The sequence below is a fragment of the Streptomyces sp. NPDC017991 genome (assembly GCF_044328075.1).
In the GTDB taxonomy this organism is placed as follows: domain Bacteria; phylum Actinomycetota; class Actinomycetes; order Streptomycetales; family Streptomycetaceae; genus Streptomyces.
This window is the reverse complement of the sequence record NZ_JBIRGP010000038.1, coordinates 1-11,199: the sequence shown is the minus strand read 5'-3', so window position 1 is coordinate 11,199 and position 11,199 is coordinate 1. Positions and strand designations below refer to the sequence as shown.

Annotated in this window: 7 protein-coding genes; 2 read left to right on the top strand and 5 right to left on the bottom strand. The window is 68.1% G+C overall.

The annotated features are described in order from the left end of the window. Positions 1-25: 25 nt before the first annotated feature. Both ACH4DZ_RS44750 and ACH4DZ_RS44745 read right to left on the bottom strand, forming a co-directional pair. Positions 26-190, bottom strand: coding sequence for a hypothetical protein (locus ACH4DZ_RS44750; RefSeq protein ID WP_398295564.1), 165 nt, complete (start codon positions 188-190; stop codon positions 26-28). 58 nt (positions 191-248) lie between these two features. Further along, on the bottom strand, positions 249-3,335 hold the full coding sequence (locus ACH4DZ_RS44745) for an AfsR/SARP family transcriptional regulator (protein ID WP_398295562.1): 3,087 nt from the start codon (positions 3,333-3,335) through the stop codon (positions 249-251). A gap of 194 nt (positions 3,336-3,529) precedes the next feature. Between ACH4DZ_RS44745 and ACH4DZ_RS44740 the strand changes: the two genes are divergently transcribed. Further along, complete coding sequence (locus ACH4DZ_RS44740) at positions 3,530-4,237, top strand: hypothetical protein (RefSeq protein ID WP_398295561.1); 708 nt, start codon at positions 3,530-3,532, stop codon at positions 4,235-4,237. Positions 4,238-4,597: 360 nt separating this feature from the next. Here ACH4DZ_RS44740 and ACH4DZ_RS44735 read toward each other — a convergent pair whose 3' ends face one another. Continuing rightward, entirely contained in the window at positions 4,598-5,284 is a 687-nt protein-coding gene (locus ACH4DZ_RS44735) for a hypothetical protein (RefSeq protein ID WP_398295560.1), read from the bottom strand. A gap of 477 nt (positions 5,285-5,761) precedes the next feature. On the opposite strand from ACH4DZ_RS44735, the gene ACH4DZ_RS44730 reads away from it, so the two are divergent. Then, positions 5,762-8,665 carry a BTAD domain-containing putative transcriptional regulator gene (locus tag ACH4DZ_RS44730; protein WP_398295558.1) on the top strand — a complete coding sequence of 968 codons (2,904 nt, stop codon included), beginning with the start codon at positions 5,762-5,764 and terminating at the stop codon, positions 8,663-8,665. A gap of 4 nt (positions 8,666-8,669) precedes the next feature. Here ACH4DZ_RS44730 and ACH4DZ_RS44725 read toward each other — a convergent pair whose 3' ends face one another. Together ACH4DZ_RS44725 and ACH4DZ_RS44720 are read right to left on the bottom strand one after the other, a co-directional pair. Continuing rightward, complete coding sequence (locus tag ACH4DZ_RS44725) at positions 8,670-9,860, bottom strand: DUF418 domain-containing protein (protein WP_398295557.1); 1,191 nt, start codon at positions 9,858-9,860, stop codon at positions 8,670-8,672. A 23-nt stretch (positions 9,861-9,883) separates the two neighbouring features. Next, the gene (locus ACH4DZ_RS44720) at positions 9,884-11,044 is read right to left on the bottom strand and encodes an N-acetylmuramoyl-L-alanine amidase (protein WP_398295555.1); all 1,161 of its coding nucleotides are present in this window, start codon (positions 11,042-11,044) and stop codon (positions 9,884-9,886) included. Between the last annotated feature and the right edge of the window lie 155 nt (positions 11,045-11,199).

Sequence of the window (11,199 nt, the reverse complement as noted above, 5' to 3'; positions counted from 1 at the left end):
CCACACCCACCCACGACATCACCACCTACATCATCCAGAACACCGACGGCACCACCCTCATCACCATCCCCAACCCCACCTGAACAACCACCCACAAGCACCCGCCGGCAGACGGCAATTGCCTTTCCTGCCTCGGGCCTTGTCCCTTCGGCGTCACATTGATCGGGCCGTGCGTGACGGTGGTGGCCATGCCGCAGCATGGTCGCCACGTCCGGTCCTTCAGGTTCGTGTCCGGATGTGCCGCGCCCTCAGCAGAACGCTGCCAGAGTGGAGGGTCCCTGGCCGTCCCTCATGCCCATGGTTCGCAGCCTGCGCTCGGGTGATTCCTCTCTTCGTCCGGCCATGACGGCTTCCACCGCGCGGCGTGCGACCGGATCGGACAACGGCGCTTCGAGCCCGTCGTCGCCGGCCGCCCGTCGTCGCACCCTCGCGGCGGTGCCCTCTCCTGCCGATCCCATCAGCTCCAGCACGAAGCTCGCGACGGCCTTGCGTCCCGGCTGTGTCCTCGGCCCGTTCCGCACGCGCAAGAAGAGATCCTCGGCGTCTTCGAAGCGCCCGTCGCGGAGCGTGACCACGCCTCTGAGGTTCATGGCGGCGGCTGACAGGTTGGGAGAGCTCAACTCCGAGGCAACCTGTTCCACTTCGTCCAGTCGGGTGTGGGCCGAGGCCACGTCCCCGTTCTTCTGATCCAGGTACGCCAGTCGCAGCAGGGCGTACGCATATCGCATGCGGGCACCGATCTCGCGCAGTGTGCGGCTCGCTTCCGTCCAGCTTTCCCGTGCGTCGGCGTCCTCGTGTTCGTACTCGTCCGCGTCACCGCGCAGTATCAGGGAGAACGCCAGGGCGAAGGCGTCCTCGCCGACCCGTGCGGCGTCCACCGCCATGCTCGCCTGCTGCCTGGCCCCAGCGGTGTCGTCCAGTCGCAGGCAGTGGGACGACCAGGAGCCGCGCAGCACCGACTCGGCCCAGTGCATGCCGGTTCCCGCGAGACCGGTCGCCGCCTTTTCGAACAGGACCTGGGCACGCGCGTCGCCCGCCAGCATGGCGTGCAGGGCATCGCCCACCGGTCCCACCAGGTCAAGGAGGGGGCTGTGTGACCGGATCCAGTGCTCGTGGTGACGCCGGCCGTACACCGCGGCATTGTCCGAATGCCCTGTCGTGTGCGACAGCCAGGGGATCCAGGACAGGACGAACGACAGGCCCTGCTCCGACTCGGGGGATGCCCGGCGGTCGCCGGGGGGAAGAGCGTCGTAGGCCTTCAACGTCTGCAGCATGAGGTCGAGGCCTTCTTCTTCCTTTCCGCTCACGAACCAGTAGTACGAGATTCCGCCCTGGAGGATGAGCGCCTCCGCAGCGCGACCGCTCCGGATCAGATGTTCCGTGGCTGCGCGCAGATTCGGCAGCTCCTCCGATATCACCGAGGTCCAGTACGCCTGCCGGGCGGAACTCAGGCCGATCGAGGCCTGTTTGACGATCTCCATGGCCCATGCGGTCAGGCGCTCGTACGCCTGGGAGATGCGGCCCTCCGTCGTGAGTCTGTCGAGTGCGTACTCGCGGATGGTCTCCAGCATGCGCAGTCTCGCCCCGTTGGGGCCGTGGGCCGGGATGAGGAGCGACTTGTCGACGAGCTGGCCCAGCACATGGATGTTCGGCGCACCCGGCTTTCCGCCGTTGCCGGACGACGAGAACTGTTCGGCCGCCTGGACGGATACACCGCCGGTGAACACGGCCAGCTCGGTCAGTGTCTGCTTCTCCCCGTCGTTGAGAAGGGCGTAACTCCAATCGAGGACCGCGAGCAGTGTTCGGTGCCGTTGCGGGGCTGTCCGCCCCCCGCGGGTGAGCAGGCGGAAGCGGTCGTCGAGCCGGCGGGAGATCTCGCCGACGGGGAGGAGCCGAGTGTGGGCGGCGGCCAGTTCGATGGCCAGCGGGAGGCCGTCCAGTCTGCGGCAGACTTCGCGAATGTCCCTCAAGGTGTCGTTGTCCGCGCGGAAGGACGGATCGACCGCGGTGGCGCGCAGCCTGAACAGCTGAGCGGCGTCCTCCGGTCCCAGGGGATCCAGGGGACAGAGGGATTCCCCCGGCACGGACAGCGGCTCACGGCTGGTGGTGAGGATGGTCAGGTGCGGACATCTGTTCAGCAGCCGGTTGACCAGAGGGGCGACGTCGGCGAGTAGGTGCTCGCAATTGTCCAGGGTGAGAAGGACGGCCCTGTCGCCGATGAAGGTGGCCAGGCGTTCCTCGTGAACGGAGTCCGGGTGAGCGTCGGCACCCTCGATGCCGGTGAGGCCGATCATGGAGGCCAGCGTCTGCGGTAGGCCGCTCTCGTGCACGGAGGCCAGTTCTGTCCACCACGCCCCGTCGTACGACTGCTGGATCTCCCGGCAGGCCTCCAGGGCCAGGCGTGTCTTACCGACCCCGCCGGGACCGACGATCGAGACGATGCGGTGGTGGGACATCGCGCGTATCAGTCCGGCCTGGACGCTCCGGCGCCCGACGAACGGGCCCAGGGGGCGAGGCAGGTTGCCGTCGGGGCGATGCGGCCAGGAGCCGGTGTTCTGCGGACCGTTGTGCGGAGGAGGATCCGACCGGCCCGCCGCGGAGAGACGTATGGTGGACTGCAGGTCGGTGAGTTCGGGGGATGGATCGAGGCCGAGTTCGGACAGCAGCAGATCCCTGCCCTGACCGTAGACTTCCAGGGCCTCGGCGTGCCGTTCGTCCGTTTCCAGGGCACGCATCAGCTGCCCGCGTGAGCGTTCGCGCAGCGGGTGTCTGGTGACCAGTGACCGGAGTTCGGGTATGAGTTCCTTCGCCCGCCCTGTCGCCAGGCCCGCGGTGATCGCGTCGTCCAGGGCTGTGGCCCGGAGCTCTTCGAGTCGCAACCGGTCCGCCTCGAACGCCTGCATGGGGATGTCGGCCAGGGCGTCGCCGTGCCACAGGGCCAGCGCGTCCCTCAGGGTCGTCTCGGCCGTGCCGTGACGCCCGGTCGCCAGGGCTTCCCTGCCGGCCGCGAGCAGATTCACGAAAAGACTGATGTCGCTGCTGTCGAGGGGGGACAGCCGCAGCCGGTATCCCGAGCCCTCCGTGACGATCCTTGTCCCGGCGCCGTCGGCCGACAGGCTCGCCCGCAGCTTGGTGACCTGTACCTGCAGAGCGTTGAGCGGGTTCTTGGCATCGCCCTCCTGCCACAGCTCCGCGATCAGAACGTCCCGGGCCACCGACTGCTCCTCGGCCAGCAGGAGCCGCCCCAGCACGGCCCGTGACCGTGCCCCGGGCAACGGGATCTCGGCGCCGTCGTCCGCGAACGCCCTTACGGGTCCGAGTAGTTGGAAGTGCATACGTGCAGTAAACCTCAGGGGCGGGACGTGCCTGTGCCGACGCTGGACGGCGGACACGGATCGGGTGCCCGGGTTCCGGCCGGGGCCGGTCAGCGGCAGGACAGAGGAACGACAGAAGCGCCGGTTGTAATCGGTGGCCGGGGAGGGCGCGCAGGACCGCCGAAGCGTCGTCTCGCATACCCACAGGAGTCTGGATGATCAATGAGGAAGCGCCCTGTCGGCCGGCAGCCGGCGCGGGGGAGATGACGCTTGCGCAGGCCGGCGTGGTGTTCATGCCACTGGTAAGCAGGCAGTACCTTCGGGACCTGGCACGGTTCCGCCTGCTGCTGGCCTCTGCGGGGGAGTTGTCCAGCGGGCGTGCGGCCACGCTGACGAAGTGGTGGCACAGACTCTCCGAGGTGATGACGCTTCACCAGCGCGCGATGAGTGATGTCTTCTGGAGCTGTCTGCACAGCAAGGGGCCGCAATTCGACTCGGTCGTCAACTCGATGCATCTGCGGTACGAGACGCTGGGTGTCTCCCGGATGGATGCGGGGCGTCGGCTCATCTCGGTGCTGAAACTGGGAGAGTCGCCACAACTGGCGCAGATTTCCTTCATCCGTTTTCAGGGGGAAGCCACAGATGTTTCGTTCTGGGAGGACAGAGAGGTGATTCCGCCGGCTCTCAGGTGTTTTACTCCCGGCGACTGGAGGCGGGTCGAGTCCTATGTCCTGGCCGTCCAGGCGGCGCAGGACAATCTGGGTCACGTGCTGCCGTGGTTGCTCGACGGAGTCGCCGAGACGGAGTCGCAGGAAATCCTTTCGGCCTTCCCGGCCGGGATGGCGCACATATACCACTCGGAATGGCTTCCCGAGTACCGTCGCTGCCTGCATGAAACCTGGCCGCATTCTTCGGACGGGTAGAAGCCCGCCGCGTGCCCGGGAGCGGGCACGCGAAAAACCCGTGCCCGCTCCCGCGAGGGAACGGGCACGGGCGGACTTGGCCGAAGTCTGTCACCCCGTGGCAGTGGAAAGGGGCGCTGCCGCACCCGGCGAGCATCACGGTGGAAGAAGCATCCGGAGAGGTCGCGGCCAGCCCCGCTCGTTACCGCCATGCTGATCTCCAGGGCAGCCGCAGAGATGAGGGCGGTCTTCTTCACTTAATACACCATCGTCCAGCTCTCTTTCGATTTCGGAGAGTTCTGTGATGATGCCGCAGGCTTGCAGTCGGCGTGTGCTTCCGTTCCGCCGACCGCAGGCAGGAAATCCTGGAGAGGCAGGGAATCAGATGAAGCGGATAGAGGCGATCTTGTTGTCGAACCCGATGGTCCCGAGGTCGAGAGTGTTCGTATTGATCACACGGACCTCGCCCTGGCAGTTGGCCTTGTCCCACACCCGGGCCGGACCGCTCATGTGAACGATCGCCGACGCCGAGCCCGGGGCGGGCACGTTGTTGCAGCCCGCGCCGCTCACGCCCCGTGCCACATTGTTCTCGGACTGGTCGTTCGGGTCGTCGAGAAGGATGGCGGATCCGGTTTTGGCGCCGCCGGTCGGACTGCTGCTGCCGCCGGTGGCGGGCTGCTCGGCCTTCGGGCCGAAGAACACAGAGGAAATCTTGTTGTCGAACCCGATGGTCCCGAGGTCGAGAATATTTCCCTGAACCTTCTTCGAGCTTCCGGTGCAGTTCGCTCCGGTCCAGATGATGATCGATCCCTGGGCCTGCAGAGAGGACGCGGCATTATCGAACTTGACGTTCTTGCAGCCGACTCCCTTCAGTCCTGAGGAACCGTTCTCGGCGAAGTTCTTGTCATGGATCAGGGTGACGGATGTGGCGAAACCGCCCTGACCTCCCGCTGCCTTCTGTACGCCGTCCGACGATCCCGAAGCATCGGAATCGCCGCCACCACACGCCGTGAGCAGCATGAGCGCCGCCGTGCCGGCAGTGACCAGTCCAAGGTGCTTGCGAAACATGAAATCTCCTTCAACGACCGCTCCCGGTTGTTCCAGGAGGCTTCGGTCCTGCAATACGGGGCGGCCGAGAAGGCGGTTCACAGGTGCGGGCGACGAGTTCGGCGGCCCGCGTGGGGACGGCGAAAAATTCCCGGGCGGAAGAACCGGCGGGCGTCGGGCCACGTAGGAAGGGGCAGTGCCACGGACCCTGGCATGCCGAATCGCGGACGAAGGAGAACTCTTTCACTTCCGAAGCCGGACGTCGGAAGCAGAAAGACGGTCCTCGGCCGTCGGCACGTCGAGAGGGACGATTCGCCACTCTGTCCGTCATGCCCGAGGACGACGCACCGGCCGTTCCCACGCCGGGGCCCTGTGCCCACCTGCCGGTCCTATGGCGGTTTCGTGCGGTACCGATGTCGATCCGAGATCTGTGAGGGCGAAAGGTTCCCACGTGGCACCCAACAGGCACATCCGGTTTGCTGTCGCATGAGGAGTGAAGTGAGCAATAGCGCCGTGAGGTTCACCGTGCTGGGCCCGGTCAGGGCCTGGCGGGGTTCGGCGGAGATAGGGCTGGGCAGCCCTCAACAACGTGTGGTCCTGGCGGCGTTGCTGCTGCGGCAGGGCCTGCCGGTGTCCGCGAAGGACCTGATCGACGCCGTGTGGGGGGACCGCCCGCCCGCATCGGCCACGAATGCCCTGCGCATCTACATTCACCGCCTGCGGCGGAGCATGGAACAGGCGGGCACCCCGCCGGAGCCGGTCATCGAGTCGGTGGGCAGCGGATACCGGGTACACCTCGCGTCCGACGTCCTCGACATGTCGGTGTTCCAGGACAACCTCGCCAAGGCGCAGCGCATGCGTCGCGAGGGAAACCTCGCGACCTCCCACACTCTGCTGCGGGACGCGCTCGCGCTGTGGCAGGGAAACGGACTCGCCGACCTCCCCGGCAGCTGGGCGCAGATGCAGCGGACCCGGCTCGACCAGCTGCGCCTCGACGCCTTGGAGGCGAAGTTTCAGACGGAACTGAGGATGGGGGCGCACCATGAGATCACGGCTGAACTGAACAGTGTTGTCGCCGATCATGCTCTCGACGAGCGCTTCCGGGAGATCCTGATGCTCGCCCTGTACCGCTCCGGGCGGCAGGCAGCGGCTCTGGAGGTGTATCAGGAGACCCATCTGCTGCTCGCGGCTGAACTCGGCGTCGGCCCGGGTCCCGGCCTGCGGCACCTGCACCAGAGGATTCTGCGCGGTGACCCGGCCCTGTTGCGTCCCGAACGGGAGCCCGGATCGCCATCGACCGGCCTGCCGCCCAGGGCCGGTGCCCTTTCGGTCGGACACGCCCCCACCGCCGCACCAGCACAGCTTCCGTACGATCTGCCGGTCTTCGCCGGACGCCACGAAGAAGTGACTGAGGTGGAATCCCTCGCCGAAGCCGGCCGTCGACGGGACGCCGGCACCACGCTGTGCGTGGTGGTGGGTTCGGCGGGCGTGGGCAAGACCACGTTCATCGTCCACGTCGCCCATCTTCTGGCGGCCCACTACCCCGACGGGCAGGTCTACCTCAACCTCCACGGATACGACGCGCAGGAGGCCCCCGTCTCCACACAGAGCGCCCTGCGCATCGTCCTGGAATCGTTGGGAGTGGCTGCGGACAGACTGCCGCCGGACATGGACGCCCAGGCGGCCCTGTACCGGAGCCTGATCGCCGGACGCCGTGTCCTCCTGGTGCTGGACAACGCGCGCAACGCCCATCAGATCCGCCCGCTGCTGCCGGCCGTACCGGGGTGCCTGACGATCGTCACGAGCCGGAACCAGCTGTCCGACCTGGTGGTCAAGGACGGAGCACATCACCTGAGACTGGGCGCGCTGTCGAAAGCCGAGGCCCGCGACGTCCTCGTCCGCCGTCTGGGCGCCGACAGGGTGAACGAGGACCCCACGGCGACCAGAAGGATCATCGACCGCAGTGCGCAACTCCCCTTGGCCCTCGCCCTGATCGCAGCCCGTGCCCGTACCCGGCCGGAGACGTCGCTCGCCGCCGTGGCCGACGAACTGTGCGGCGCGCCCAGTGTCATGGACGCCCTGAGCGATGCCGACAGCAGCCTCGACGTACGATCGGTCTTCTCCTGGTCCTTTGTCGGGCTGGCCCCGCAGACCGCCCGGCTGTTCCGGATGATGGCCGTTGCCCCGATTCCGGACTGCTCCCTCGCGACGGTCGCGGCCCTGGCGGCCCTCCCGGTCTCCCGGGCGCGGAGTCTGCTGGCCGAACTCACCGCCGCCCACCTCGTCGACGAGCCGACCCCCGGTCGCTTCGTCATGCACGACCTGCTGAGGGAGTACGCCGCGGAACTTCTGCGCGAGCAGGACGGTGCGGAGACCGGAGCCTTCGACCGGCTGCTCGCGTACTACCTGCACACCGCCTACACGGCGGCCCGGACCCTCGCGGTGAATCTGCCGTCGCTCGACCTCGAACCGGCCCCCGCCGGCGTCGATCCCGAGAACATCACCGACCCGGAACGGGCGGTTGCCTGGTTCGACAAGGAGAACGAGGCCCTGCTCCACGTCACCGAACGAGCGGGAGCCACTCCGGGCCGCGAGGCGCAGGCGTGGCAACTCGCCTGGTCGTTGATGGAATACCTGCAACGAACAGGGCGCTGGGAGGACCAGATCGCCCTGCAGAACATCGCACTGGCAGCGGTGCTGCGCGGTCGGGACCGCCTGGGACAGGCACACGTCCACCGCAATCTGGCCCGCGCCCACGCCCAGAGCGAACACGTCACGGAGGCCCGTCTCCACTTGCGGCAGGCCCTCGCGATCTTCGAGGAACTGGATGATCTCATCGGCCAGGCGCGCTGCCATGGGAACTTCGCCCTGATCCTCGCCCGTCAGGGCGACTACGCCGCGGCTCTGCCGCACGTCCACCGGGCCGTGGAGCAGTTCGAGCTGGCGGGCGATCCCACCGGTCAGGCGAGTGCCCTGAACAACCTCGGATGGACCTATGGGCAGACCGGCGACCACCGAAAGGCGCTCGGCTACTGCCGACGGGCACTCGAACTGCTCCGTGAGGTGGGTGACCGGGTCGCCCAGGCCGCCACCTGGGACAGTCTCGGCTACATCCATCACCAGCTCGGCAACCACCGGCAGGCTCTCGGCTGTTACCAGCGCGCCCTTCACCTCGACCGGCAACTGGGGGACACGTTCAACGAGGCCGAGACGATGGAGCATCTGGCCGAGACCTGCCTCGCCACGGGCGCGTGGGGTGCCGCTCGCGACGCATGGGGCTTTGCGCTGAAGGTCTTCGAAGAGCTCGATCCGCAGGCAGCGGAGCGGGTCCGGGCGCGACTGCGCGATCTCCGGAACCGGGTCGCCGCCCGGTCCGGGGCAGTGGACGGCGATCACGCGTGAGACGTCAGCGCCGCGCCGCCGCGACACGGTGCACCAGCCGTTCCACGGGCCCGTGCCCGTAGCGGCTCATGACCCGGGCGCTCACCCACACCTGAACGCCGTACAGACCGGCGCAGCCCGGCATGAGGACAGCGACATGCACGCGTCCGTACAGCCCCAGGCCGTAGCCGGTGAAGACCATCGTCAGAACCAGCGACTGCGCCAGGTAGTTGGTCAGGGACATCCGTCCCGCCGCGGCGAGCGCCACGCGGATCCTCTCGAACCGTCCGGTGCGCCACAGCAGGAGAAGAAGGCAGACATAGGACGCGGTGAGCGCGGGCGCGGTCACCGATCCCATGGCCTTGCCGAGGTAGAGCCACTCACGTCCCAGGGGACCGTTGCCGCAGGCTGTCATGAAGACACTTCCCGGGACGCCGATCAGGAGGCCGTACAGCGCGACGCGGCGCAGTCTGTCCGGCCTGTGGGTGCCTCGCTGCAGCAGCCGCGTCTTTCCGGCGGCCAGCCCGAACACCATCGCGGCGAAGATGTGCGGGGCGAAGACGATGTTCCCTCCGGCGGCCGCGCCGAGCGTGGCGGCTCGGGCGTGCAGCGCGTCGGCCGCGCTGCCCCGGTACAGGGACGAGGTGTCCGCGAAGGCGGCCGTGACCGCGTTCGCGTCCACCGCCGTGTAGGGCAACGACACGATGGCGAACACACCGACCGCTGTCAGAAAGGCACAGAACAGGACCAGCGTCACCGCGCCGATGCGTACCAGCGTGCGGGGCGGAAGGCCGCGGACGAAGTAGAGCGCGAAACCCAGCACGGCGTACGCGGTGAGGATGTCCCCGGAGAACAGGAACAGCGCGTGACAGGCACCGAGGACGAACAGGGCCAGCAGCCGACGGGCGTACCGGGCGGTGAAGGAGGAACCCGCCGGCACGGGCAGGCGCAGCTGCAGGGCCACGCTGTAGCCGAAGACGAAGGAGAAGAGGAGGTAGAACTTCATTTCGGCGACGACATCGACCAGCCCGGTGACGACCCAGTCGGTGGAGACGCCGGAGACATCCGTGTGTCCGAGGAAGTAGGCGCCGGAGATGAGTTGTGCGTTGACCACCAGGATGCCGAACAGGGCGAAGCCGCGCACGGCGTCGATCTCCTGGACGCGCTCCGGTGCGTCGCGGGAGGAAGACACGGTGCGGGAGAGCGTGTCGGTCATCGGCGCTGAACCTTTCCGCACCGCTAGAGCGCCAGTTCTTCCGCCACGGCCTTCCGCAGCTCCTCGATGTCGGTTTCCGTGCCCGGACACTCCGTCGACGTCCAGGTGCCGTGGCCGTTGAGGGGAGATGTCTTCCTGCGGGCGCCGCCGACGGGATTGACGTAGGTGATCTCTGACAGCGGGTCGAGGTCGTGGAGACCCGACAGCGTCGCCAGGAGCTGTGCCAGGGACCGCCGGGCCGCCGCGGAGGGTGCCTGCCTGCTCATGTCTCCCAGCAGGGCGACTCCGATGTTGCCGGTGTTGAAGCCCGCCGTGTGGAATCCGGTCACCACCTGGGCCGCCTCGTTGTGCGCGGGCAGCCCACTGTTCCCGGAGGCCCGTCCCTCGTAGACGCGGCCTGAGGAGTCGACAAGGAAGTGGTACCCGATGTCGCCCCAGTCGTTCTGTACGGCGTGCAGCTCGAAGATCGCTCGTATCGTCGAGGCCGGGTCCCGGTCGTCGTTCGTGGTGACCGTGTGATGCACGGTCAGCGCCTGGGCGTCGGAGAACGCCGGCCGGGCCGTCACCTTCGTCTCGTCGGCGCCCCACTCGGCGCGGCCGATCACACCGAGGTCGTCCAGGCCCGGGCGGCTCTTCCGCGACGGTTTCCGCCGGGAGGCGGCGGGGGTCGGCCGGGGACGCTCGGGCCCGTGGACGGTGTCCATCACGACGCCGCTGAGGATGTCGATGTCCTCGGGGTACTCCACCTGGTACGCCCGGGCGTCGTCGGCCGGCACCAGGGCGCGGGACACCGCGGTCCGCCTCTCACCCCGCGCCGCGTCACGTCCACAGGGGCACGCCGCCGCGACAGGAGTCCAGGAGGAGGAGGGGGTCCCGGACGCGTCCAGGAAGCGGATGCGGATGCCCTCCTCCGGCCCCGTCCAGCTGAGCCCGACCGAGGTCATCGGGAAGGGGGACCGCTGCGTCTCCCGGGATGTCGGCACTCCGCCGACGGCCCGGGTGTCAGGAATTCCCTTCCCGTCCGCGGCGGCCGAGGGCTTCTCTCGGGACTCTCCGCGTCTGTCGGAGCGCGTACACGCCGCCAGGACGGGGAGTGCGACCGTGGAGGCCAGCATGATGAGGGCCCCGCGCCGGGAGCGGACCGGACGGCGGACGCCGATTCCGGGCGTCTGATTCTTTGTCACGCAGTCCTCGCTCGGCGGTGTTCCAGGGGGCGGGATGGGCCGGTCCGTCGTCGGCTCATGGTGTGTATCCGCGGTTGGTGAGGGCTTGTCTGAGGGAGCGGAGGGCGAGGTGGGTGCGGGATTTGACGGTGCCGGGGGGTATGCCGAGGGTTTGG

Bases quoted from the DNA above. Each gene is read 5' to 3' on its own strand.
- ACH4DZ_RS44750 (WP_398295564.1), bottom strand. From the start codon at position 190: ATGGCCACCACCGTCACGCACGGCCCGATCAATGTGACGCCGAAGGGA.
- ACH4DZ_RS44745 (WP_398295562.1), bottom strand. From the start codon at position 3,335: ATGCACTTCCAACTACTCGGACCCGTAAGGGCGTTCGCGGACGACGGC.
- ACH4DZ_RS44740 (WP_398295561.1), top strand. From the start codon at position 3,530: ATGATCAATGAGGAAGCGCCCTGTCGGCCGGCAGCCGGCGCGGGGGAG.
- ACH4DZ_RS44735 (WP_398295560.1), bottom strand. From the start codon at position 5,284: ATGTTTCGCAAGCACCTTGGACTGGTCACTGCCGGCACGGCGGCGCTC.
- ACH4DZ_RS44725 (WP_398295557.1), bottom strand. From the start codon at position 9,860: ATGACCGACACGCTCTCCCGCACCGTGTCTTCCTCCCGCGACGCACCG.